20 protein-coding genes are annotated in these 23,128 nt (G+C 70.6%); 8 read left to right on the forward strand and 12 right to left on the reverse strand.

Annotation, left to right across the window (positions count from 1 at the left end; translation table 11 throughout):
* Positions 1-79 precede the first annotated feature (79 nt).
* A complete protein-coding gene (locus DEA06_RS10945; RefSeq protein ID WP_205781264.1) occupies positions 80-868 on the reverse strand; it encodes an IclR family transcriptional regulator in 789 nt (262 codons plus the stop codon).
* A 109-nt stretch (positions 869-977) separates the two neighbouring features.
* Positions 978-2,258, reverse strand: coding sequence for a D-arabinono-1,4-lactone oxidase (locus DEA06_RS10950; protein ID WP_116648033.1), 1,281 nt, complete (start codon positions 2,256-2,258; stop codon positions 978-980).
* A 106-nt stretch (positions 2,259-2,364) separates the two neighbouring features.
* On the opposite strand from DEA06_RS10950, the gene DEA06_RS10955 reads away from it, so the two are divergent.
* The gene (locus tag DEA06_RS10955; protein WP_116648034.1) at positions 2,365-3,984 is read left to right on the forward strand and encodes a DHA2 family efflux MFS transporter permease subunit; all 1,620 of its coding nucleotides are present in this window, start codon (positions 2,365-2,367) and stop codon (positions 3,982-3,984) included.
* Between the two features lie 130 nt (positions 3,985-4,114).
* Positions 4,115-4,276: a hypothetical protein gene (locus DEA06_RS16580; protein ID WP_165817980.1), complete on the forward strand. Its 162-nt coding sequence runs from the start codon at positions 4,115-4,117 to the stop codon at positions 4,274-4,276.
* Between the two features lie 5 nt (positions 4,277-4,281).
* On the opposite strand, the gene DEA06_RS10960 is transcribed toward DEA06_RS16580, so the two are convergent.
* The 3 genes from DEA06_RS10960 to DEA06_RS10970 all read right to left on the reverse strand — a co-directional run bounded on the left by DEA06_RS10960 (position 4,282) and on the right by DEA06_RS10970 (position 7,656).
* Complete coding sequence (locus tag DEA06_RS10960; RefSeq protein WP_346427032.1) at positions 4,282-5,205, reverse strand: spermidine synthase; 924 nt, start codon at positions 5,203-5,205, stop codon at positions 4,282-4,284.
* Positions 5,206-5,300: 95 nt separating this feature from the next.
* Entirely contained in the window at positions 5,301-5,978 is a 678-nt protein-coding gene (locus DEA06_RS10965; protein ID WP_116648035.1) for an SDR family oxidoreductase, read from the reverse strand.
* A 79-nt stretch (positions 5,979-6,057) separates the two neighbouring features.
* A complete protein-coding gene (locus DEA06_RS10970) occupies positions 6,058-7,656 on the reverse strand; it encodes an AMP-binding protein (protein ID WP_116648215.1) in 1,599 nt (532 codons plus the stop codon).
* Between the two features lie 267 nt (positions 7,657-7,923).
* Between DEA06_RS10970 and DEA06_RS10975 the strand changes: the two genes are divergently transcribed.
* On the forward strand, positions 7,924-8,232 hold the full coding sequence (locus DEA06_RS10975; protein ID WP_116648036.1) for a hypothetical protein: 309 nt from the start codon (positions 7,924-7,926) through the stop codon (positions 8,230-8,232).
* 67 nt (positions 8,233-8,299) lie between these two features.
* Here the strand turns inward: DEA06_RS10975 and DEA06_RS10980 are convergent, their stop codons facing one another.
* From DEA06_RS10980 to DEA06_RS10990, 3 genes are all read right to left on the reverse strand, one after another.
* Positions 8,300-9,145, reverse strand: coding sequence for a transglutaminase family protein (locus tag DEA06_RS10980; RefSeq protein WP_116648037.1), 846 nt, complete (start codon positions 9,143-9,145; stop codon positions 8,300-8,302).
* Between the two features lie 52 nt (positions 9,146-9,197).
* Positions 9,198-10,130 (reverse strand): alpha-E domain-containing protein, encoded by a 933-nt coding sequence (locus DEA06_RS10985; protein ID WP_116648038.1) that lies wholly within the window; start codon positions 10,128-10,130, stop codon positions 9,198-9,200.
* Between the two features lie 105 nt (positions 10,131-10,235).
* Positions 10,236-11,957, reverse strand: a complete 1,722-nt coding sequence (locus tag DEA06_RS10990; RefSeq protein ID WP_116648039.1) for a circularly permuted type 2 ATP-grasp protein — start codon at positions 11,955-11,957, stop codon at positions 10,236-10,238.
* A gap of 252 nt (positions 11,958-12,209) precedes the next feature.
* On the opposite strand from DEA06_RS10990, the gene DEA06_RS10995 reads away from it, so the two are divergent.
* Positions 12,210-13,760: a molybdopterin-dependent oxidoreductase gene (locus DEA06_RS10995; RefSeq protein WP_116648040.1), complete on the forward strand. Its 1,551-nt coding sequence runs from the start codon at positions 12,210-12,212 to the stop codon at positions 13,758-13,760.
* Positions 13,761-13,828: 68 nt separating this feature from the next.
* Here DEA06_RS10995 and rocD read toward each other — a convergent pair whose 3' ends face one another.
* Positions 13,829-15,046, reverse strand: coding sequence for an ornithine--oxo-acid transaminase (rocD, locus tag DEA06_RS11000; RefSeq protein ID WP_116648041.1), 1,218 nt, complete (start codon positions 15,044-15,046; stop codon positions 13,829-13,831).
* Positions 15,043-15,939, reverse strand: coding sequence for a dimethylargininase (gene ddaH, locus DEA06_RS11005; protein WP_116648042.1), 897 nt, complete (start codon positions 15,937-15,939; stop codon positions 15,043-15,045). The genes rocD and ddaH overlap by 4 nt, the downstream gene beginning before the upstream one ends.
* A 370-nt stretch (positions 15,940-16,309) precedes the next feature.
* On the opposite strand from ddaH, the gene DEA06_RS16720 reads away from it, so the two are divergent.
* The 4 genes from DEA06_RS16720 (at position 16,310) to DEA06_RS11025 (ending at position 21,857) form a co-directional block, all read left to right on the forward strand.
* Positions 16,310-19,834 carry an Ig-like domain-containing protein gene (locus DEA06_RS16720; RefSeq protein WP_205781265.1) on the forward strand — a complete coding sequence of 1,175 codons (3,525 nt, stop codon included), beginning with the start codon at positions 16,310-16,312 and terminating at the stop codon, positions 19,832-19,834.
* Positions 19,835-19,997: 163 nt separating this feature from the next.
* Positions 19,998-20,375 carry a GntR family transcriptional regulator gene (locus tag DEA06_RS11015; RefSeq protein WP_116648043.1) on the forward strand — a complete coding sequence of 126 codons (378 nt, stop codon included), beginning with the start codon at positions 19,998-20,000 and terminating at the stop codon, positions 20,373-20,375.
* The gene (locus DEA06_RS11020) at positions 20,368-21,219 is read left to right on the forward strand and encodes an ABC transporter ATP-binding protein (RefSeq protein ID WP_116648044.1); all 852 of its coding nucleotides are present in this window, start codon (positions 20,368-20,370) and stop codon (positions 21,217-21,219) included. The genes DEA06_RS11015 and DEA06_RS11020 overlap by 8 nt, the downstream gene beginning before the upstream one ends.
* Positions 21,216-21,857 (forward strand): ABC-2 transporter permease, encoded by a 642-nt coding sequence (locus tag DEA06_RS11025; RefSeq protein ID WP_165817981.1) that lies wholly within the window; start codon positions 21,216-21,218, stop codon positions 21,855-21,857. The genes DEA06_RS11020 and DEA06_RS11025 overlap by 4 nt, the downstream gene beginning before the upstream one ends.
* Before the next feature lie 94 nt (positions 21,858-21,951).
* Here the strand turns inward: DEA06_RS11025 and DEA06_RS11030 are convergent, their stop codons facing one another.
* A complete protein-coding gene (locus tag DEA06_RS11030; protein WP_116648046.1) occupies positions 21,952-22,416 on the reverse strand; it encodes a BphX family protein in 465 nt (154 codons plus the stop codon).
* Between the two features lie 38 nt (positions 22,417-22,454).
* Positions 22,455-23,102 (reverse strand): TetR family transcriptional regulator, encoded by a 648-nt coding sequence (locus tag DEA06_RS11035; RefSeq protein WP_165817982.1) that lies wholly within the window; start codon positions 23,100-23,102, stop codon positions 22,455-22,457.
* Positions 23,103-23,128 lie beyond the last annotated feature (26 nt).

The following is a 23,128-nucleotide window of genomic DNA, read 5'->3' on the forward strand; positions in this document are numbered from 1 at the left end:
AGTCCAGGACACCCGGACGCCGGGGGCGAAGTGTCCGGGTGTTCTGGACTCTCAGCGGTGCGGTGCGGGTCGGCGCGGGTCAGGGGGTCTCGCCGAAGCCCGCCGCCCCGAGCGCGCGAGAGATCGACGTCGCCGTCAGACGCACCAGGTGGATCATGTTCTTGCCGTCGACGTCTTGCTCGGTGAGCGCGAGCGAGACCGCGGCGATCACCGTTGCGTCGGCGCCGAAGACAGGGGCGGCGACGCTCACGTGGATGTTGTCCACCTGGCGGTCGCTCACGGCGTAGCCGCTGCGGCGGATGTCGTCGAGGACGCGGGTGAGCGTCTCGCGGTCGGTGTACGTGCGCGGCGTGAACTGCTCGAGGTCGCCCTCGACGACCTCGGCCCTGATCTCCTCGGGCGCGTGGGCGAGCAGCACCTGCCCGATCGCCGTCGCGTGCATCGGGTAGCGGTTGCCCACCAGCGGACGGCGTGCCGGGCGGCGCGGGCTCTGGAAGCGCTCGATCGAGATGAGCTCCCTGCCCTCGCGGATGGCGAGATGGGTGGCGTAGCCCGTCGTCTCGTACAGGTCCTGCATGTACGGGCGCGCCAGGCGCTGCAGGCCCACGGCACGCGGCGCGAGCGAGGCGACCTCCCACAGGCGCAGGCCGATGCGGTAGCGCCCCTCCGTCTCACGCTCCAGGGCCCCCCACTCGGTGAGGCGCTGGACGATGCGATGGCAGGTCGCGATCGGCAGCTCCGTGCGGCGGCTGATCTCCGAGAGCGTCTGACGCACCCGGCCGCCCTGGAAGGTTCCGAGGATCGTGAAGGCCCGGTCGATGACCGAACGCGCCGATGCGTCCTGAGGCCCCGCGTGCTCCGTCGTCACCCTCCCAGTATGGCGGCGCGCGGCTTTCCGCACAGCGAAAGTGCCCGTTCTCGCCATCCGTGCCCGAAAAAGCGGCCACTCTCGGCGGGAACGGGCACTCTCGGCGCGATCAGCGCGGCAGGCGCGCTCCGACCCGCTCGAGATGCGCGTTGACGAAACGACCCTCGGGGTCGAGGCGCTCGAAGACCGCGCGGGCGTCGGCGATGCGGGGGTGCACCGCCGCGATCCGCTCGGCATCGAAGGCGTGCTGCTTGCCCCAGTGCGGGCGCGCGGCGAAGGGAGCGAGCGCGGCCTCGATGTGCGGGATGACCTCGGCGACCTCGGCGGCACGATCGTGCCACGTGAAGTGGATGGCGAGCACGTCGCGCTCGTACGCCGGGCTCAGCCAGAGCCCGTCGCGCGCCGCGGTGCGCAGCTCGCTCACGGCGAGGTGCGGGCGGATCATCGGGGCGAGGGCGCGCACCGCGCGCAGGGCGTCGGGTGCGGCCGATCGGTCGACGAAGTACTCCGTCTGGATCTCGGCGCCGAACGACGGCTCGCGGTCGAGGCGGAAGTGCGGCAGTCGCAGCATCCAGGGCCCCGGGATCCCGCCGAGCTCCGTCACGTTGTCGTGACTGCCGAGCGGCGAATCGTCGTGCACGATCACTCCGTCGAGGAGCGCGGCGGCAACATCGTCGTCGTCGGAGACCAGGCGCGTCTTCACCCAGACGTAACCGATCTCGTCGTCGTCCCAGTGCGTGAAGACCGACACGCTGTAGCCGGCGCCCGTGACCGCGTCGAGGTCGGCGAGCGCGGCCTCCCACGTGACACCGCCGTAGATGTCTTGGCGCACCCGGTAGGTCGGAACGATGTCGAGCTCGACCTGCGTCACGATGCCGTACGCGCCGAGGCCCACGACCAGCGCCTCGAAGTCGGGGTCGCCGCGGCGCACGTCGCGGACCTCGCCGTCGGCGCCGACGTAGCGCAGCGCGCGCACGCCGGTCGACAGAACCGCGTTGCCGTTGCCCGATCCGTGGGTGCCGGTCGCCGTGGCACCGGCGACGCTGATGTGAGGGAGCGAGCCCAGGTTGCGCAGCGCCCATCCCTCGGCCTCGAGCGCCTGCGCCAGCACGCCGTAACGCGTACCTCCGGGCACCCGCACCACGTGCGCGGCACCGTCGATCTCGATGCCGCCGTCGAGCGAAGTCAGATCGATCAGCGTGCCGCCGGTGTCGGGCAGATCGGTGAACGAGTGCCTCGTGCCGAGGGCATGGATGCGGTCGCCTCGACCGCGCACGAGCGCCACCAGTTCGTCGAGGTCGCGGGGTCGCGCCCGGTTCGCGGCGCGGTACGCGTAGGTGCCGGCCCAGTTCTTCGCGGGTTCGGCCTGGTCGTGCGTGCCTTTGTCCATGCGAACAACCTATCCGCGCGACGTGGGAGCCGAGGTCGCCCCGAGCAGAATGATCTCGCGGCGGTCGCCACTCGCCTCCGGCGATATAGCTAGATAATCTAGCGACATGTCGCATTCGTCGAAGCTCCGCTGGGTGGGGCTCGTCTTCATCAGCATCGCCGTCTCGCTGATCATCGTGGACTCCACGATCGTCAACGTCGCCATCCCGTCGATCGTCGACGACCTCGGCATCTCGTCGACCGAGGTGCAGTGGGTGCAGGAGGCCTACACCCTCGTCTTCGCTTCGCTCCTCCTCGTCTTCGGCAGCCTCGCCGACCGCTTCGGACGACGACGGATGCTGCTGATCGGCGTCGTGATCTTCGTGATCGCCTCCGTGGCCGCCGCCCTGGCCCCCACCGGCGGGCTGCTCATCCTCTCCCGCCTCGTGCAGGGCGTGGGCGGGTCGATGATCCTCCCGACGACGCTGTCGCTGATCAACGCGACCTTCCGCGGCCGCGAAAGGGGTATCGCGTTCGCGGTCTGGGGTTCGACCATCGGCGGCATGGCCGCCGTGGGCCCGCTCCTGGGCGGATGGCTGACGACCGCCTTCTCGTGGCGGTGGGCCTTCGGCATCAACATCCCGCTCGGCATCATCATCGTGGTCGGCGTGCTGCTCACTGTCGCGGAATCGCCCAGCGACCGCGCCGAGCGGATCGACGGTGTCGGCGCGGTGCTGTCGGTCGTCACCATGAGCACCCTGGTGTTCGGCCTCATCGAGGGGCGCACCTACGGCTGGTGGCTCGTCGACACCGTGCCGACCCTCGGCGACGCGACCTGGCCGTGGGAGCTCTCCCCGGTGCCGATCGCGTTCGCCGTCGCGCTGCTCGGGCTCGCGTCGTTCATCGCCTGGGGCCTTCACCGCAGGCGCCGCGGCCGTTCGACGCTTCTCGCCTTCGGGTTGTTCGGCATCACCTCGTTCCGCAACGGCAACATCGCGGCGATGGTCGTCTCGCTCGGCGAGTTCGGCATCATCCTCGCCCTTCCCCTGTGGCTGCAGTTCGTCATCGGGTTCGACGCGCTCCAGACCGGCCTCATCCTGCTCGCCCTCGCGATCGGCTCGTTCGTGGCGAGCGGCATCGCCGGGGCGCTCTCGGGTCGCGTCGCCCCCGTGTGGGTGGTGCGGGCGGGCCTCGCCGCCGAGATCGTCGGCGTCGCCGGGATCGCCCTCGTCATCGGCCCGAACGCGTCGTGGGTTCCGCTGCTGCCGTTCCTCTTCGTCTACGGCCTCGGCGTCGGGCTCGCCACCGCCCAGCTGACCGGCGTCGTTCTCGCCGACGTGCCCGCCTCCGAGGGCGGCCAGGCGTCGGGCACGCAGTCGACCTCTCGGCAGCTCGGCGCGGCGCTCGGGGTCGCTGTGCTCGGAACGGTGCTGTACTCCAGCACGGCCGGGATCCTCGGCGCTTCCCTCGCCGACCAGGGGATCCCCCAGGCCCAGAGCGACCAGATCGTCTCGTCGGTGGTCGACAGCGCCGGCGCCGCCATCGCCGGGCTCGAGGCGTCGGGCCAGAGCGCCGCCGTCGCGGATGCGGCGAAGGAGGCCTTCTCCGACGGAACGCGGGCCGCCGCGTTCACGGCAGCCGGCTTCCTCACGCTCGGACTGCTGGCGACGATCTCGCTCGGGTCCGCAGCATCCGCCCCCGCCCGCCGCCGCGAGGACGAGCCCACCGAGGTCTCCGACCGCCCGTGAGCTGCCGCATCGGATCCCGGCCCGCACCTCGAGGCGGCGTCATTCTACGAGGCGCCGTCCGATCCGGAAGAAGGGTCGACGCGCCACGAGGAATGGCGCACGCTGGGCAGTCCCAACGAAGGAGTTCGACATGAGCGACAACGACCACTCGAAGAACGACCCCGACGGCGACGTCAAGCCCGACGGCCTGGGCACGGACGGCACCATTCCGAACGAGCTCGGCGGCGTGGCGGCCGGACACACCGGCACGGCCTCGACGTTCGAACCGGAAGAGGACGAACAGGCCGACTAGCGGCCTCAGCCTGCCGACGGAGAGTGGTCGTCGACGTCGGGTTCGGCGCGAGCCACGTCGGCGATCTCTTCCTCCGGGCGGGGCGCGACCGTCTCGTCGACCTCGATCTCGGGAACGCTCGGCTCGCCCGGCTCGGGGATACGGTGCGGTTCGACGTGCTCGGCACCTGTTGACACGGTGACCCCTTCGTTCGACGATCCGTCCAGCGTATGTCCGCCCGCACCAGGCCGCCGGGCGGCGACGTACACGGTGTTCGACGACGTGCCGCCGGTGAGCCGGTTGGCGAAGTCCACGACGTGCGCGGTGGCGTCGTCGAAGACCGACGACAGCGTCGACAGGAAGTCGGCGTCGGGCGGGTCGTCCGACCAGAGGGCGAAGATGCCGCTGTCGGCGAGGTGGCGAGCCAACGAGGCGAGCCCCGCGGCCGTGTAGAGATCGGCGTGGGTCGGATCGAGCGTGTGACGCGGCGAATGGTCGACGTCGAGGAGGATCGCGTCGTAGAGCTCGTCGTCGGCACCCGGCGCGCGCCGCACGACCGCGAAGAAGTCGTTGTGCACCAGCGAGACCCGCTCGTCGCGCACCAGCTGCGCCGACACGGGCAGCAGCTCCCGCTCGTGCCAGCCGATCACGGCGGCAAGAGCGTCGATGACGGTGAGACTGCCGACCCGCTCATCGGCCAGCGCGGTCGCGGCGGTGCACCCGAGCCCGAGCCCGCCGACGAGCACGCGCAGGTCGTCGCCCGCCGCGGCGACCAGCCCCAGGGTGGCGAGCTCCTCCTCGGCCACGGTGAACAGACTCGACATGAGGTACTCGTCCTTGAGCTTGACCTCGTAGATCTGCTCGCCCGTCGCCGGGTCGGCGCGCCGCCGGAGGGTCAGCTCACCCATCCGGGTGTCCTGCCAGTCGAGCTCTTCGAATCGCGCGCTCATGGGTGTCTCGATCTCCGGCGCGCAAGAGGGCGCGCCTTCGCCCGAGGCTACCGGGCGATGCCGGGGTCGGTTGCCGCGACCGAGGTGGCGCGCGGTCAGAGGTGGGTGACCCCGCGCACGCGATGCCCGACCGCGATCGACTCGCCCGAGACGGCGGCGGCGAGAGGCGAGGCGAGGAAGGCGATGAGGTCGGCGATCTGCGCGGGCGACGACTCGCCGCCCCGCCCCGGCTGCACGTCTGTGCTGGGCTCGTCGGTCACGCGGCCCGGGTTCACGACGTTCACCGTCACCCCGGTTCCCGCGCACGCGTCGGCGAGGTTCTCGGCGGCGATGATCAGCGCCGCGTTGCGGATCGATCCGCGCACGTCGCCCGTGACGAGAGCGTTCTGCCCGGCGACCCCGATGATGCGGCCGTAGCCGGCCTCGCGCATGAGCGGGAGCGCGGCGTTCGCCGCCCGGAGGAATGTCATCGCCTTGCCGTCGACGGCGGCCAGCACATCGGCGGGATCGGCGGAGAGGGCCGGGTCGAGGGTCTGCGCCGCCGGCGCCGCCGTGACGACCAGCGCATCGAGGCGGCCGTGCTCGGCGAGCACGCCGGCGATCGCGGAGGCGACCGAGCCGTCGTCCGCAGCATCCATCACCACGTCTCCGGAGCTGCGCCCCGCGCTCAGCACGGTCGCGCCCTCGGCGCGGAGGCGCTCGACAACCGCGCTGCCGATGTAGCCGGTGCCGCCCACGACGAGGGCGACGTGTCCGTTCAGGGCCAGATCCATGGTTCCTCCGAGGTTCGGTCGACCCGTCGAGGCTACGCCGTCACGCCCGCCGTCGACCCTCGGCCGATCGGGGGTGTCGTCAGCCGGCCGCAGCCGCCTTCTCGCGGGCGCGCAGGTCTTTCCGGAGGATCTTGCCCGAGGCCGACTTCGGGATCGCGTCGATGAACTCCACGCGACGCACCTTCTTGTGCGGCGCGACCTGCTCGGCGACGAAGCCTGCCACGTCTTCCTCGGTGAGGTCGGTGCCCGCGACCGCGACGACGAAGGCCTTCGGCACCTCCTGGCCGTCGTCGTCCGAGACACCGATCACCGCGGCATCCGCGACCTTCGGATGCGACAGCAGCAGCGCCTCGAGCTCCGCGGGTGCGATCTGGTAGCCCTTGTACTTGATCAGCTCCTTCAGCCGGTCGACGATCGCGAAGTAGCCGTCGACGTGGTGCACGCCGATGTCGCCGGTGTGGAGGAAACCGTCGGCGTCGATCGTCTCGGCCGTGGCGTCGGGGCGGTTGAGGTATCCGAGCATGACGTTCGGCCCCCGCACCCAGATCTCGCCGGGAGAGGTGAGTCCGTCGGCGCCGTGCTCGTCGATCTCGGCACCCGAGTCGACGTCGACGAGCTTCGCCTCGACGTTCGGCAGCAGCACCCCGACCGCGCTCTCGGGCACGTCGTCGCGGTCGAACGGCGTGGCGTGCGAGACGGGGCTCAGCTCGCTCATGCCGTACCCCTGCAGCACGTGGGCGTTCAGGCGCCGCGCGGTGGCACGCGCCGTCTCGCCGTCGAGCGGGGCGGCGCCCGAGAAGACGGTGTGCACGCTCGAGGTGTCGAAGTCGTCGACGACCGGGAGCTTGGCGAGCGCGACGGCCACGGGCGGAGCGATGAAGAGGAACGTGCAGCGGTGGTCCTGGATGCTGCGGAGAAACTCGACGAGGTCGAACCGGGGCATCGTCACCAGGCTCGCCCGCTGGCGCAACGCGAGGTTCAGCAGAACCGTCATGCCGTAGATGTGGAAGAAGGGCAGAACCGCCAGCACGCGATCGTCGCGCCCGAGGTTGATCGCGATGCGGCACTGCTCGACGTTCGCGACGAGATTGCGGTGCGAGAGCATGACGCCCTTGGCCATCCCGGTCGTCCCCGAGGAGTAGGGGAGAACGGCGACGTGGGTCGCCGGATCGAACGACACGGCCGGCGCTGCCCGCCCCTCGGCCAGCAGCGCACGCAGATGGGGATGCCCGTCGGCGCCGTCGAGCACGATGATCCGCTCGTCGGGGATGCCCACCGCCCGCGCCGCCTCGGCCGCGTGCTCGAGGAGGGGCGAGATCGTGACGACCCAGGTGGCAGCGGAGTCTCGCAGCTGCTCCTCGATCTCGTGCGCCGTGTAGAGCGAGTTGACGGTCGTGGCGACGGCTCCCAGGCGCAGCACCCCGTGGAACACCGTCGCGAACGCCGGCACGTTCGGGCACAGCATCGCCACGACGGTGCCGACCTCGACACCGCGGTGGGCGAGAGCACCCGCGAACGCCTCGATCTGGCTGCGCAGTGCTCCGTAGGTCGTCTCGGAGCCGGTCTGCGGGTCGATCAGCGCCACGCGGTCGAGGTCGGAGTCTTCGAGCGATGCGAAGAGGTACTCGTAGACGCCGACATCGGGGATGTCGAGGGCCTCGTAAGGGCTGGTGAACATGCGGAGCACCTCTCGCTTCGTCGCGAACTCGTCGCCGCCCGCGGGCAGCGACTGGATGCTCCACTCTCGCCTGATGAGCCTCTCCAGGGAACCCCTTGCGCCCAGGCCTGCCGATCCCCCCGCGCCGAGCGTTCGCCCGAGCGCACGGCATGCGCCCGAGCGCACGGGTTGAGCACGCACGCACGCCGTGTTCTCGGGCGGACGTCGTGCCCTCGGGGTGCATGCTCGCACTGGCACTTGCGCGGTAGGGCCCGTAACGTCGGCGGGATGACCGCCCCGACGACCCGTCGCATCGAGCTGACCCTGCGCAAGCCCTGGTTCGCGCTCTACGCCGGCGTGCGCCCGACCCTCGTGCTCGACGGGCGCGGCCAGCCGACCCAGTGGGGCCTCGGCACGTGGCAGGTGCCGAGCGACGGCGCGACCGTCGCGATCTTCCTCTTCACCCGCGTCTGGCGGTTCGGGCAGGCGGAGCTCACGCTCTCGCCGGACGACCGCTCGCTCGTGTACCGGGCTCCGTGGCTGCCGTTCCTCCGCGGCAGCATCCGCCCGGCACCTCCCGCGAACGCGCAGGCCTGACCCGCGCACCGACGGGCCGGAGACCGCCGCGCCCGAACGCGGGCAATGAGCGACCGCCTCCGCACGCTCACATCTCGCGGGTGATCGTCACCTTCACGTTCAGCGCCGACTTGAACGGACCGGCGTACACGCCGCGCAGCGGCGGAACGTCGTTGTAGTCGCGCCCTCGACCGACGAGCACGTGACGGTCGCCGATCTCGATGTTGTTCGTGGGGTCGAAGCCCTGCCAGTCACCGGCGAACCATTCCACCCACGCGTGCGACTCGCCCGTGACGGCCACGCCCACCTCGGCGTTCGGACGCGGGTGCAGATAGCCCGAGACGTACCGGGCGGGGATCCCCACCTCGCGGAGGGCACCGAGGGTGATGTGCGCGATGTCCTGGCACACGCCCTTGCGCGCGACCCACGCCTCGTGAGCCGTGGAGAGCACGCTGGTCACGCCGTGCATGTACTCGACCGCGTCACCGAGCGCCTCGGCGATCGCGTGCGCCGCGGCACCCGGGTGGTCGTGCTGACCGGCGATGGATCGGGCGATCTCGGCGACCTCGGGGTGGGGCCGCGTGCGCGCCGTCTGCGTGAGCTGCTCCACCGTCGCGATGGAGCGTTCGGCCTCGGCCGCCAGCGACTCCCACGACACGTCGAGGTGCTGGATCGGCCGCGGTCGCACCTCGACGAGCGAGCGAGCGGTGATGCTCAGATCGTCGTGGGGCGAGAGCACGTCGAACGCGCTAACGCGGGTGCCGAAGTAGTCGATGTACTGGTTCACCGACGTCGAGGGGTCGATGTCGAGCGACGAACTCAGCACGAACTGGCTGTCGGTCGAGACCGGCAGCATCCTCGCCTCGTTGTACGAGGCCGACACGTCGCCCTGGTACGAGAAGCCGGTCGAGTGCTCGATGCGCAATCTCTTCATGCCTGCCCCCGCCCGCGGGGGCACAGCCCCGGTTGGTGAGCCCGTCGAACCATCACGAGATCTCTCCGATCCAGCTCGGCTCCGCCTGCGTCGGGAAGAAGCGCTGGCGAATGGCCTCGGATGCTTCGCGCGTCACCTTCTGCACTCGCTTCATGTGGTGCGGCAACTCCGAGAGCACGTCGCTGATGGGGCTGTATTCGAGGTCGTTGCGGATCTGCCCGAGCGCCCGCAGCACCGTGTTCGAATGCCCGACACGATCGGCGCGCGGGTCGATGAGGCTCATGCACTCCTCCGCGCGCTGGATCGAGTAGATGATCGAGCGGGGGAAGAGCCGGTCGAGCAGCAAGAACTCGGCGGCGTTGTGGGCGCTGGGCATGCCGCGGTAGGTGCGCAGGTACGGCTCGTACGCCCCGCACGAGCGCAGGATGGTCGTCCACGACGGGCCGGATGCTTCGGTGAGCGATCGCGTCGCCAGGAGCCGCGCCGTCATGTCGGCCCGCTCGATGCTGCGACCGAGGGTGAAGAACTGCCAGGCCTCGTCACGGCTGGTCGAGGAGTCGACGATGCCGACCGCGAGGGCGGCGCGTTCGCGCACCCAGCCGAAGAACTCCGACACCTTCTCGGTCTGCAGGCGCCGGGGCATGCGCGAGTTCGAGGTGTTCAGGGTCTCCCACAGCTCGGTGGAGACGATCTCTCGCGCCCGCCGGGCGTTCTCGCGCGCGGCAGTGAGGGCGTACGAGATGCTCGCCGGATTCATGCGGTCGATCGCCAGGCGCTGCAGCACGTCCTCGCGCCGCACGTGCTCGAGGCCCTCGGGCTGGGCCGAGCCCATCACGCTCAGCAGCGACCGGCAGGCGGTGTCTTCATCGATCCAAGGGTCTTCGAGAAGCAGCTGCAGGTGCACGTCGAGGATGCGCGCCGTTCCGTCGCTGCGCTCGATGTAGCGCCCGATCCAGAACAAACTCTCTGCGATGCGGCTCAGCATGAGCCGTCCTTCCTGGTCCCTGAGCGTGTCGAAGGGTCTGCGATGCGGCTCAGCATGAGCCGTCCTTCCTGGTCCCTGAGCGTGTCGAAGGGTCGGCGATGCGGCTCAGCATCCGGCACCGTCCTGGGCCTGCTGCTGCTGTTGTTCGGCCTGCGGCCCGTGCTCGGGGTCGGACTGCTGCTGCTGCTCCTGCTGCTCGCTGCGCGAGAGGGGACGGTCGTGGGGCGACACGACCGGCGCCGGCTGCCCGTCGTAGATGATCGGGATCGCCTCGGTCACCGTCGCCGCCTGATCGGCGACGAGGCCGGCGAGTCCGACGCCCTGCCCGTACTCGACGTGGCCGGGGGCCGAGCCGCCGACGATCCAGGTGTCTTTCGATCCGCCGCCCTGGCTCGAGTTCACCACGAGCTGCCCCTCGGGAAGCGCGACGCGAGTGAGCCCGCCCGGCAACACCCAGACATCTTCGCCGTCGTTGACCGCGAACGGCCGCAGGTCGGCGTGACGCGGACGCATGCCGTCCTCGACGAGGGTGGGGATCGTCGACAGCATGACCACCGGCTGCGCGATCCAGCCGCGCGGATCGGCGAGCAGGCGCGTGCGCAGCTTCTCGAGTTCGGAGGGCGATGCGTCCGGCCCGACGACCAATCCCTTGCCGCCCGACCCGTCGACGGGCTTGACCACGAGCTCGTCGAGGCGGTCGAGTACTTCCTCGAGCGCGTTCGGGTCTTCGAGGCGCCAGGTGTCGACGTTCTTGAGGATCGGCTCCTCGGCCAGGTAGTACCGGATGAGGTCGGGCACGTAGGTGTAGACGAGCTTGTCATCGGCGACGCCGTTGCCGACCGCGTTGGCGATCGTGACGTTGCCCAGCCGCGCGGCCAGCATCAGTCCGGGGGCGCCCAGCATCGAGTCGGCGCGGAACTGCAGGGGGTCGAGGAACTCGTCGTCGACACGACGGTAGATGACGTCGACGCGCTGCGGACCGCGGGTGGTACGCATGAACACCTTGCCGCCGGCGGTGAGCAAGTCGCGCCCCTCGACGAGCTCCACGCCCATGAGGCGGGCGAGCAGGGTGTGCTCGAAGTACGCGGAGTTGTAGACGCCGGGGGTCAGCACCACGACGTTCGGGTCTTCGATCCCCGGCGGGGCCGAGGCGCGGAGGGCGGCGAGGAGCTTGTTCGGGTAGTCGCCGACGGGGCGCACGCGCATCGAGACGAAGAGCTCGGGAAGCGTCTGCGCCATCACGCGGCGGTTCGAGATCACGTAGCTCACGCCCGAGGGCACGCGCACGTTGTCTTCGAGCACCCGCATCTCACCGTTCTCGTCGCGGATGAGGTCGATGCCCGAGACCTGGATGCGTACGCCGTTGGCGCTGCGGATGCCCGCGGCCTGGCGGTAGAAGTACTGCGACGACGAGATCAGACGCGCGGGGATGACCCCGTCGCGCACCGCGTGCTGGTGGCCGTAGGCATCGTCGAGGAACGCCTCGAGCGCCTTGACGCGCTGCTTGACGCCGGCTTCGACCTTCGACCACTCGTCGTAGGTGATCACGCGCGGCACCGCGTCGAGCGGGAAGGGGCGCTCCTCGCCGGCGAAGTCGAACGTGACGCCCTGCGCGAGGTACGAGCTCGCGAGCGAGTCGGTGCGCCCGCGCAGCTCTTCCTGCGTCATCTTCGCGAGCGCCTGATAGAGCTCGCGGTATGCGGTGCGCGACTCGGCCGCCTCACCGGGATGAGCGGGGTGACCGAACATCTCGTCGAAGGCGGGTACCCCCGACGCCGTCTTGCGCGGCGCCAGCGTGGAGCCGTATCCGTCGAACAGGTCGCCCATCCCCTGAGCCTATCCCCGCCCGTGTTGCGGCATTGTTTCGCCCCGCAGCATCCGTCTCCCTCTTCTTCGCTCCCCTCCCCGCGAGAGGATGCGGCTTCGTCGAGGCCGTGCGGTCTCGACGGCGCAGGAGGGCGGATGCTGCGGGGGCGCGCCGCGGCCGCGGAGATCAGCTGCGCTGCGCCCGCCTGAGAAGCCGCCGGGGGCTCTCGTCGCAGCATCCGCCCGCCCCTCGGGCGGACGTACGCTGAGCGCATGCCCGTCGCCTCCCGACCTTCACCGCTCCTACCCGCCATCGCCGGCGTGGGCTCGGTGGCGCTCGCCGCGGGCGCGGGAGAACTCGTCGCGGGGCTCGTCGCCCCCGCATCGAGCCCGTTCGCCGCCGTCGGCGGCGCGATGATCGACCTCGCGCCCTCGTGGGCGAAAGACACCGCCATCGCGCTCTTCGGCACGAGCGACAAGATCGCGCTCCTCGTCGGCATCGGCCTCGTGGCCGCGGTCCTGGCCGCCGGCGCCGGGGTTCTGGAGGCACGCCGCCCGCCCTGGGGCCGCTTGCTCGTGCTCGCCATCGGCATCGGCGGCGCGGTGGTGGCCGCCACCCGCCCCGACGCCTCCGTCGCCTCCTGGTTCCCCGCGGCACTGGCCGGTGCGATCGGCGCGATCGCGATCCGGTACCTGGCCCGTTCGGCGGTGCGGTCGCAGGAGGCCGCCGGGCGCACCGACGGCGGTCCCGCCGATCCCGGCCGCCGCGGATTCTTCGTCTGGGCGGGAGCCGTCACGGCGACCGGCGTCGTGCTCGCGATCGCCGGCAGCGCGGTGCGGGCGGGCGCACAGGTCGTGACCGCGGCCCGCGACGCGATCCGCCTGCCGACGCCCGCCTCGCGCGCACCCGCGGTGGCCGCGGGGGCCGAGCTCGGGATCGACGGGCTCGCGCCGGTCATCACCCCGAACGCGGACTTCTACCGCATCGACACCGCCCTGGTCGTTCCCCAGGTGTCGACCTCCGACTGGTCGCTGCGTATCCACGGCATGGTCGAGCAGGAAGTCACCATCACCTGGGACGAGCTCCTCGCCCTTCCGCTGGAGGAGAGCATCACCACGCTCACCTGCGTGTCGAACGAGGTCGGCGGCGACCTCATCGGCAACGCCGTGTGGCTGGGCTACCCGATCCGCGAACTGCTCGCTCGCGCCCGACCGAGCGCCGACGCCGACATGGTGCTCTCCCGCTCGATCGACGGGTTCACGGCCTCCTCGCCGATCGAGGCCCTCACCGACGAGCGCGATGCGATCCTCGCCGTGGGCATGAACGGCGAACCCCTGCCGACCGAGCACGGCTTCCCCGTGCGAATGGTCGTGCCCGGTCTCTACGGCTACGTCTCGGCCACGAAGTGGGTGACCGAGTTGGAGGTCACCCGTTTCGACGCGGCGACGTCGTACTGGACCGACCGCGGCTGGTCGGAGCGCGGACCGATCAAGCTCGAGTCGCGCATCGACGTGCCGCGCCGCAGCACCTCTCTCACCGCCGGCGAGACGGTCATCGCCGGAGTCGCCTGGCAGCAGCACGTGGGGGTCGCCGGCGTCGAGGTGCAGATCGACGAGGGCGAGTGGCAGCAGGCCACCCTGGCCTCGGCCATCAGCGACGACACCTGGGTGCAGTGGAGCCTGCCGTGGCAGGCAGCATCCGGCACCCACCGGCTGACCGTGCGCGCGACGAACGCGGACGGCGAGACCCAGACCCCCGACCGCGCCGACGTCGTGCCCGATGGCGCGACGGGCTGGCACTCGGTCGAGGTCACCGTGCGCTGACTGCACCGGCGAAACCGCACGCCTTCGTCGAGCGGTCTCGGCGGCCGGGGCGAGGCGGATGCTGCGCGTCAGACCGTGAGCACGTGGCGCAGCTGCTCGACGGCCCAGTCGAGCTCGGTGCCCCGAACGACCAGCGGCGGGGCGAGGCGGATCGTCTGCCCGTGGGTGTCTTTGACGAGGACGCCGCGTGCCAGCATCCGCTCGGCCACCTCGCGCCCGGTGCCGACGGCGGGATCGATGTCGACGCCCGCCCAGAGACCGGCCACGCGCACCGCGGTCACGCCGTGACCGACGAGCGCGTCGAGCCTGGCGGCGAGGTGCTCACCGAGAGCAGCCGCGCGCGTCTGGAACTCCCCCGACGCCAGCATCTCGACCACCTGCAGGCCGACGGCCGCGGCGAGCGGGTTGCCGCCGAAGGTCGAGCCGTGCTCGCCCGGGCGGATGACCCCCAGCACGTCACGGTTCGCGACGACGGCAGACACCGGCAGGATGCCGCCGCCCAGCGCCTTGCCCAGGAGGTAGACGTCGGGCACGACACCCTCGCGATCGCAGGCGAAGGTCGTGCCGACCCGGCCGAGCCCCGACTGGATCTCGTCGGCGATGAACAGCACGCCGCGCGCCGTGCAGAGCTCGCGCACGGCCCGGAGATACCCCTCGGGCGGAATGACCACGCCCGCCTCACCCTGGATCGGCTCGATCAGCACGGCGGCGGTGCTCTCGTCGATCGCAGCCTCGATCGCCGCGGCATCGCCGAACGGCACGTGCACGAAGCCCGGAGCGTAGGGACCGAAGCCCTCGTACGCGACGGGGTCGTCGCTGAAGCCGACGATCGTCGTCGTACGGCCGTGGAAGTTGCCGTTCGCGACGACGATCTTCGCCGCATCCGGTGCCACGCCCTTGACGCGATACGCCCATGCGCGGGCGACCTTGATGCCCGTCTCGACCGCCTCGGCCCCGGTGTTCATCGGCAGAACGAGGTCTTTGCCGCACAGCTCGGCGAGCGCCGCGGCGAACGGCCCGAGTCGGTCGTTGTGGTAGGCCCGGCTGGTCAACGTGAGCCGATCGAGCTGCTCGCGAGCCGCCGCGAGGATCGCGGGGTGTCCGTGCCCGAAGTTGAGCGCGGAGTAGGCGGAGAGCAGGTCGAGGTAGCGCTTGCCCTCGACATCGGTGACCCAGGCGCCCTCGCCGCGCGAGATGACCACCGGCAGGGGGTGGTAGTTGTGGGCGAGGTGGTCGTCCTCCGCCGTGATGATCCGCAGGGTTCCGGTGTCGGTCGAGGTGCTCATCGCGAGCCGCCGCGCAGTTCGAGGGTGCAGCACTTGATGCCGCCGCCGCCGAGCAGCAGCTCCGACAGATCGATCAGCACCGGGTTGTAGCCGCGCTCGCGCAGCTGCGCCTCGAAGCCCTTGGCCCGGGGCGAGATCAGCACGTTCCGGCCGTCGCTCGCGGAGTTGAGCCCGAAGACCGCGCCGTCGACGTCGTCGACCTGGATCGCGTCGGGGTAGCGCTCGGCGAGGATGCCGCGGCCTTCCTCATCGAACGCGCTCGGCAGGTAGGCGATGTTCGCCCGCTCCACCCCTCCGGCCCCTGAGCCGGTCGAAGGGCCCTGAACGGGGTCGAGCACCGAGATCGCCGTGTCGAGGTGGTAGAAGCGCGGGTCGGTCAGCGTCAGCGACACGACCTCCTTGCCGAAGACCTCTCCCACCTCGCGGTGGCTGTCTCCGGTCGAGCGGAACCCGGTGCCGGCGAGGATCGTGTCGCCGACGAGCAGGAAGTCGCCCTCGCCCTCGTTGACCTCGGCGGGCTCGGCGACGGTGTAGCCGTTGTCGCGGAACCATTCCATGAACGCCGGCCCCTCGGCCGCGCGCTCGGGGAAGCGGAACTTCGCGCCGTAGGCGATGCCGTCGATGAGGAAGCCCCCGTTGGCGGTGTAGACCATGTCGGGCAGGCCCTCGAGCGGTTCGATGAGCTCGACCTCGTGACCGAGCGCGAGGTAGGTGTCGTAGAGCGTCTGCCACTGGCGCAGCGCCACGTCGGTGTCGGTGGGCCGGCTCGGCTCCATCCACGGGTTGATGCTGTAGCTGACGGTGAAGTGCTGGGGCCGGCACATGAGGTAGCGACGGTGCTGCGCGATGCGCTCCGCCGGAACGGAGGGGGCGGCGGTTTCGTTCGTGGACATGGGGCTCCTCGACTGTGCGTATAGCAAGGGGCGGCGGACGCTGTCCTGGGGCCCGGCGGCTCCCCACCTCTGCTCTCGACGAGAGCGAAGGGGACAGACAGACCCGGGCACGCCGCATCCATTCTGCACCCCGCACTCTCCGCGCGCGAGCACCGCCCCTCGCGCCGTACGGGCCGTGTTCGCGGGTCATTAAAAGCGTGTTACCAACCTGTTAATCGGCGCCGGTCGCGCGTCCTGGATCCATAGCCTCTGATCGGGGCCGACTCCCGGCACCCGCCCACCCGCACCCGTGCACGGACGGCGCCGTCTTCGTTCCTCGAGGATGGGCACCTGGCCGTTGTTCGTCGTGCCCTGCCGCACCCGGAGAACCGTGAGAACTCGCCTGTCCTCGCGCGCACGTCCGATCGTCGTCGCAACGGCCATCGTGCTGCCCGCACTCGTCCTGAGCCCCACCCCCGCATTCGCCGCACCCCAGAACGGAATCGTCGCTTCCGGCGACGAGTGGTCGATCACGACCGCCCCGGGCGGCTACCTCGTCACGTACGAACTCGACGAGGCACTGCCGATCGTCAGCGACGCCCCCACTCTCGTCGTCGACGGCAAGACCGTCGGTCTCGCGATCGAGTCCGCCGACGGCCTGTCGCTGTCGGCTCTGACCACCGACCCCGCCGTGCGCTCCGCGCGCACCGTGGAGAAGGGCTGGGCGTCGAGTGACGGCGACAAGGCCGCCGAAGGAGGTCTCACCGAGGTGACCGACGAGGAGGTCAACGACGCGCTGGAGAGCCAGCTGCGACGGTTGGCCGCTCCGGAAGCCACCGAAGATCCGAGCGATCTCGGCTCCTACGCCGTCACCGAGGCGGAGTACGACTTCGGCGACCGCTCCGTCGCGCTCGCCGGCATCAGCGGGATCCGCGGCGAGATGACCGGCAAGATGTACCTCACGGATGCGCCGGGCGAACGGCCGACCGTGATCCTCCTGCACGGGCGCCACGGTTCGTGCGCGACCGGCACCGCCAACCCCCTGCGGTGGCCCTGCGGGCCGGATCAGGTCAACGTCCGCTCATACCAGGGCTACGAGGGCACCGGCCGCGCCCTCGCCTCGCACGGCTACAACGTGCTGTCGATCGCGGCGAACGCGGTCAACTCCAATGACAACCAGCTGGCACTCGACTACGGCGCGCAGGCCCGCGGACAGCTCATCCTCGACACGCTCGGGATGCTGGAGAAGGCGAACGACGGGAAGCCGGTCGTGTTCGACGACATCAGCTGGCCCAACGCCGAGGGTTCTTCCACGAAGACCACCCGCACGCTCGACCAGGCGCTGACCTACGCCACCGCCCGGACCGACGCGCCGGCCACGGCCGCGGGCGTCACCGCAGCGTCCCTCGCGGGTCGCTTCGACCTCGACCGCGTCGGGGTCATGGGCCACTCCCGAGGCGGCGAAGGGGCGACGTCGGCGGCGACGCTCAACCAGGGCCTCGAAGACCCCTACGGCATCATCTCCGTTCTGCCGTTGGCACCCGTCGACTTCGGCCGCATGACCGTTCCCGACGTGTCTCTGGGCGTCTTCCTCCCCTACTGCGACGGCGACGTGTCGAACCAGCAGGGGCAGCACATGATCGACGACTCCCGCCACGCCTTCGGCGACGACGTGATGCGGTCGGCCGTGTGGGTCATGGGCGCCAACCACAACTTCTTCAACACGGTGTGGACGCCCGGGCTCTACCCGTACTCGACGAGCGACGACTGGAACCGCAACGACACCACCTCGAGCTGCTCCACCCGTGACGCGTCGCGCCTCACCCCCGCACAGCAGTACCAGGTCGGCGTGTCGTACATGACGGGCTTCTTCCGCCTCACGATGGGCGGCGAGACGCAGTTCCAGACACTCTTCGACGGATCGACGAAGCCCACCACCACGGCGACGACGTTCGCCGACGTACGGGTGATGGCCAGCCAGCCCACGACGGCCACGACCCTCGTGACCGACTTCGCCGAGAGGAGCACGCTCGTACGTACGGCGGGGAGCGCTTCCGCGCAGGTGTGCGCGAACGCGGAGACGGCCACCTCGATCGCCCCGACGGTTCCCTACTGCACCACCCGCGAGATCGGAACGGCTCGGGTTCCGCACTGGACTCCCGTGCGCTTCGGACTGAACGTGCCGGCGACCCCGGTGACCCGGGTCACCTGGACCGGATCGGCGACCGACCCCGCAGCCGCCAGCACGGGCGAGCTGCGCGTATCGGTTCCCGCCGCCCAGCGCGATGTCTCGAGCCGGTCGCAGCTGACGGTGAAGACGGCCCCCGATCGGACGGTTCCCACCGGCACCGACTTCACGATCTCGGTGATCGACGGCGCCGGCAACACCTTCTCGCGCGCAGCATCCGCCATCGACCCTCTCGCGATCAACCGCATGCCCGGCGGCACCAACACGACCCTCAACAAGTTCGTGCTGCAGCAGCTGACGATCCCGACGGCGGAGATGACCGGCATCGACCTCACCGACGTCCGCGAGATCCGCTTCACGGCGGGTGTCGGCGCCGACGGAACGGGCGCGGGCGGGGTCTATCTCTCCGATCTCGCGTTCGACACCCCGACCCCGGGCAACGCCGTCGCGCAGCAGAGGACCACGGTGAACGTCGCCTCGACCAGTGTCGAGGAGGGCAATGGCCCGAGCACCGCCGACGTGGCGGTGTACCTCGACGCACCCGCCGAGACCTCCGTCTCGGGCTGGGTCAGCGTGGTGGGTGCGAGCACGGTCGCCTCCGCGGTGCAGAAGGTGTCGTTCGCGCCGGGCGAGATCTGCCAGGCCATCACCGTTCCGGTGAACGGTGACACCTCCCCCTACCCCGCCGGCGCAATGGGCATCACGGTGAGCGTCACGAACACCACGAACGCCGTGATGGGGTCGGACGCCTTCGGCCGGCTCGTCGTCCGGGAGGACGACGGTCTGCGCCCGCTCGCCGACCGGGAGACGCTCCCCGTCGGGGCGATCAGCGCCGGCGCCGAGGTGCCGACGGTCGGCGTGCAGGGCGACGCGTGCGCCGAACTCGCCGCCGCGGGAGAGCCCGGAGAGCTGACCGCATCGAGCACCGAGGTGGCTCCGGGCGACAGCCTGACGCTCACCGCGACCGGGTACCGTTCGGGCGAATCGGTGGAGTTCGGCTTCGGCGACCTCGCCCTCGACCCGATCGTCGCGAACGCCGACGGGGTCGCGGTCGCGACGATCGAGGTCGACGAGGAGTCCGAGCTCGGGCCGCAGGACGCGTTCGCGGTCGGTGCAGGATCGGGTCGCGTGCAGGAGACCTCGGTGGCGGTTCTCGCACCCACCGAGACGACGCTCGCCGTCGATGCCGGCAGCGAGCTCGTCGCCGGTGCGCCGCTCACGCTGGTGGCCACCGTGACGGGGGCCGAGACCGAGGGCGTCGTCACCTTCACGGAAGGGGCCGCTCCCACGGCTCGCGCGGATGTCGCCGCGGGCACCGTGCTCGGCACCGCCGAGGTCGTGGACGGGGTCGCGACGCTGACGATCGAGGGTGGGCTGCCCGAGGGCGACCACGCGATCGTCGCGACCTTCGGTCGCACCGACGTCGCGTCGGCGTCGAGTTCGGCGGCGCTCGTGGTGACGATCGCCGCGGCACCGGTCGACGGCGGGGGCGAGCCGACTCCGACTCCGACCCCGACCCCGACGTCGACCCCGACGTCGACGCCGACACCCGGCTCGACCACGACGCCGCTCCCGGCCGGCACGGGCACGACGGGCGGACAGACCGGCGCCCTGGCAGCTACGGGCGTCGCGGGCATCGGCTCGCTCGCACTCCTCGCCGCAGGTGCGCTGGGTGTGGGTCTGGTGCTGGCGATCCGACGGAGGCGGGCGGTCGACTCCGAGTCCTGATCGCTCCCCGGGGCGCCGTCTCTTCGGAGGCGGCGCCCCTTCGCGTGCCGTCCGTCAGATGCAGGTCTCATCACATGTCCCCGCGCTCGGTCAACGATCGACGAGGCCCGAGGTGGCGCTCTGCGACGATACTGTTATTGTGTATATATACAGAAGGGAGCTCGTGAAGATCATCATCTCCACCGACACCGCGGCGCCGATCTACGAACAGATCAAGACGCAGGTGCGGACGGCCATTCTGTCCGGCGAGACAGCCTCTGGCACGACCCTGCCCTCGCTCCGGCAACTGGCCGCCGACCTGCGCGTCAGCGTGATCACCATCACACGCGCCTACAACGACCTCGTCGCGGAGGGTTTGGTGAAGAACGAGCACGGGCGAGGGTTCGTCGTGCGCGAGGTCGATTCCGATCTCGCGGCGACCGCGCTACGACACCGCGTGGACGCTGCGCTCCGCGACCTCCGCCTCGCCGCCCACCACGCGCAGCTCGACATCGACGACATCCATCGACTCCTCGACGACGTCTGGAGAACACATGACTGACACCATGGCACGCCTCGATGATGTGGCCATCCGCCGCCGCTCCTTCGCGCTCACCGACATCTCGCTCGACATTCCCCGCGGCGCGATCGTCGGTCTCGTCGGTCCGAACGGCGCCGGGAAGACCACCCTCATCCGCACGCTTCTCGGCCTGGTGACGCCCGACTCCGGGATCGGCGAGGTCATGGGGCTCCCCGCAGGCTCGCCGGCGGCGCTGGCGCGCACCGGAGTCGTGCTCGATCAGCCGGCCGCCTCCCCCGACTGGCGCGTCGCCAGCATCGGTCGCCGTCTGGCACCGTTCTACGACCGGTGGGACCAGCAGCGCATGGACGACCTGCTCGATCGCTTCGCCGTCCCGCGCAACAGACGCGTGGGGGAGCTGTCGCGGGGCCAGGGCATCACCCTCACCCTCGCCACAGCCCTGGCGCAACGCCCGGAGCTCCTGATCCTCGACGAGCCATCCAGCGGCCTCGACCCGGCCTCGCGTCGCGAGATCAGCGACGTCATCCGGGAGTTCATGATCGATCCCGACCACGCGACCTTGTTCTCGACCCACATCACGACCGACCTCGACGACCTCGCCGACGACCTCGTCGTCCTGGTGGGCGGCCGCATCGCTCGTCGAGGCCCGCTGGCAGACGTGCGCGACGAGTACGCGGTCGCCCGCGGCTCCGGCCCGCATCCCGACCGGGGTCTGATCGGCGTGCAGCGCCTCGGGCCGCAATGGTCGGCACTGATCAGCGCTTCCGAGACCAGCGCTTTCGGCCCCGACATCGTCATCGACGCAGCCAGCGTCGACGACATCATCATCCACCTGTCCATCGAGCACGAGCGGAGCGCAGCATGACGATCCTGAAATTCGCCCGATTCGACCTGGCTTCGTGGCTCCCCCGCAAGCAGACGATCCTCCCCCTCGCGTTCATCGTGGTCGTTGCGGCGGTGCTGCCCGTTCCCGGCATGGCCGTGGTCGCGGCCGCCTTCGTCGCGTCGATCATGCTGTCCGCCCCCTTCTTGGGCGACGAGCGCGGTCGACTCGAGACCCTCTACGGCATCCTCCCGGTGTCGCGCGGCAGTGTGGTCTTCGGCCGTACTCTGGCGATCCTCGTCTTCACGGCGATCGCCGCGGCCATCGCCCTGGCCGCGACCGCGGTCGTCGCCCTCGTGAGGGGCGACACGGTCGCCGCCGAGCTCATGGGAGTAGCGCTGGCCGCCGGTTTCGCGTTCATCGGCCTGGCTATGGCGCTGCAGCTGCCGGTGCTGTTCCGTATCGGCTATGCGCGCGGGCGGCTCGTCACCTACGCGCCGGCTCTCGCCATCGCCGCATTCCTGTGGCTGAACCAGGCGCTGGGTCTCGTCGATCTCGCCGACGGCGTTTCGGCCTCTACGGCGCAACTGATCGGCGCGGGCGTCGGCCTGGGGCTGGCCGGTGTCGTCGTCGGCGCGCTGCTGGCGACCCGCCTCTACCGCACGCGCGAGCTGCGCTAGCCGTCATCGCGCGCGGGCACGCCGGCCTCCCGCGCGGGCCGTGGGCGACGCATCCCCACGGTGCGCCGCCCGCGGCCTCACCTCTCCGGCACCGTCACCGACTCGTCGCCGCATCGGAACGCGCGGATGCTGCGGGCGTCGCGGGCGCACGACGAGCGCGACGCTGCCACCGCCGGAGGAACAGCACGCCCGTCGTGATCAGCACCAAGTGGAAAGCTGCGAAGGCGACGTAGCTTCCCGGCGAGTAGGCGCTCGCGATCATGTACACGTCGTGCCCGACACCTCGCACGACCGACAACGCCACGAGCAACCACACCAGCGACTCCCACCACCGCGGTCGGAACGAGGCGAAGACCAGGAACGCTCCGAGCACGATCTCCTCCAGTCCGAACATGAAGGTGAAGTCGACGAACCCGTTCCACGCCGGGCCTCCCCGTGCCGCGTCGAACCCGGGCACGAGGCCATCGACCCTGCCCGTGTTGAGGAGAGGGATGAACGTGACGCCGAGCGCCATGTAGACGAGTCCGACGATGCGGAACCACCACGCGAGAAGTCTCATGGACCGCACGCTAGCAGTTCGTTAGATGCACCGTCTAGTCAATTTGACGACCGCTCACCCCATCGTTCGATGAGGCTCACGAGAGCCCGCTCCATCCACGCGCGGTACCGCTCGTCATCCCACCCCGACCTCCTCACGAAGAAGTCGTAGGTCTCGGGACCGACGAGGTGGTTGAGCTCATCGGTGGCCTCTTCGATCGCTCCCGTCGACAGCATCCCGCGCTCCCGAGCCCACCGCGCGGCGAGACCGATGTCGGATCGGCGACGGGCATCCAGATCTGCGACGGCGGCGCGAGCGACAGGATCGGTCTCGGCAGCCACGGCCATCGCCTGCGTGAGCCCCGCGGTGCGGCGATTGGCCTCCGCCACGTAGTCGAGCCAGCCGCGCAGCGCATCGGCACTGTCGGCGCGCGCCATGATCTCGGCCATCGCCGGCCGTTCCGACAGGCTGTGCCGCCCCTCATCGCCGGCGAAGGTGCGCTCGAACGCGGCGATGAGCAGAGCGGCCTTGGTGCCCGCCAGGCGCACCGACTGCACCGAGACGCCGGCCTCGCGAGCGATCGAGGTCATCGTCGTCGCGGGATACCCGTCGCGGGAGAACAGGGCGGCCGCCGCATCGACGATGGCCGCGCGGGTGCGGGCGGCCTCCGCCTCACGCACCGGCGAGGAATACGTTCTCGGCGTCACAACGACCTTCCATTTATGGCTAGAGT

The sequence above is a fragment of the Microbacterium sp. Gd 4-13 genome, assembly GCF_003095395.1.
Lineage (GTDB): Bacteria > Actinomycetota > Actinomycetes > Actinomycetales > Microbacteriaceae > Microbacterium.

Excerpts from the sequence above, each read along its gene's own strand:
- DEA06_RS10975 (WP_116648036.1), top strand. The coding sequence starts at position 7,924 with ATGACCGCCCCGACGACCCGTCGCATCGAGCTGACCCTGCGCAAGCCC.
- DEA06_RS11030 (WP_116648046.1), bottom strand. The coding sequence starts at position 22,416 with ATGAGACTTCTCGCGTGGTGGTTCCGCATCGTCGGACTCGTCTACATG.
- DEA06_RS10985 (WP_116648038.1), bottom strand. The coding sequence starts at position 10,130 with ATGCTGAGCCGCATCGCAGAGAGTTTGTTCTGGATCGGGCGCTACATC.
- rocD (WP_116648041.1), bottom strand. The coding sequence starts at position 15,046 with ATGAGCACCTCGACCGACACCGGAACCCTGCGGATCATCACGGCGGAG.
- DEA06_RS10980 (WP_116648037.1), bottom strand. The coding sequence starts at position 9,145 with ATGAAGAGATTGCGCATCGAGCACTCGACCGGCTTCTCGTACCAGGGC.
- DEA06_RS10995 (WP_116648040.1), top strand. The coding sequence starts at position 12,210 with ATGCCCGTCGCCTCCCGACCTTCACCGCTCCTACCCGCCATCGCCGGC.
- DEA06_RS10950 (WP_116648033.1), bottom strand. The coding sequence starts at position 2,258 with ATGGACAAAGGCACGCACGACCAGGCCGAACCCGCGAAGAACTGGGCC.
- DEA06_RS10970 (WP_116648215.1), bottom strand. The coding sequence starts at position 7,656 with ATGTTCACCAGCCCTTACGAGGCCCTCGACATCCCCGATGTCGGCGTC.
- DEA06_RS11025 (WP_165817981.1), top strand. The coding sequence starts at position 21,216 with ATGACGATCCTGAAATTCGCCCGATTCGACCTGGCTTCGTGGCTCCCC.
- DEA06_RS10955 (WP_116648034.1), top strand. The coding sequence starts at position 2,365 with ATGTCGCATTCGTCGAAGCTCCGCTGGGTGGGGCTCGTCTTCATCAGC.
- DEA06_RS11020 (WP_116648044.1), top strand. The coding sequence starts at position 20,368 with ATGACTGACACCATGGCACGCCTCGATGATGTGGCCATCCGCCGCCGC.
- DEA06_RS16580 (WP_165817980.1), top strand. The coding sequence starts at position 4,115 with ATGAGCGACAACGACCACTCGAAGAACGACCCCGACGGCGACGTCAAG.
- DEA06_RS10990 (WP_116648039.1), bottom strand. The coding sequence starts at position 11,957 with ATGGGCGACCTGTTCGACGGATACGGCTCCACGCTGGCGCCGCGCAAG.
- ddaH (WP_116648042.1), bottom strand. The coding sequence starts at position 15,939 with ATGTCCACGAACGAAACCGCCGCCCCCTCCGTTCCGGCGGAGCGCATC.
- DEA06_RS10960 (WP_346427032.1), bottom strand. The coding sequence starts at position 5,205 with ATGAGCGCGCGATTCGAAGAGCTCGACTGGCAGGACACCCGGATGGGT.
- DEA06_RS10965 (WP_116648035.1), bottom strand. The coding sequence starts at position 5,978 with ATGGATCTGGCCCTGAACGGACACGTCGCCCTCGTCGTGGGCGGCACC.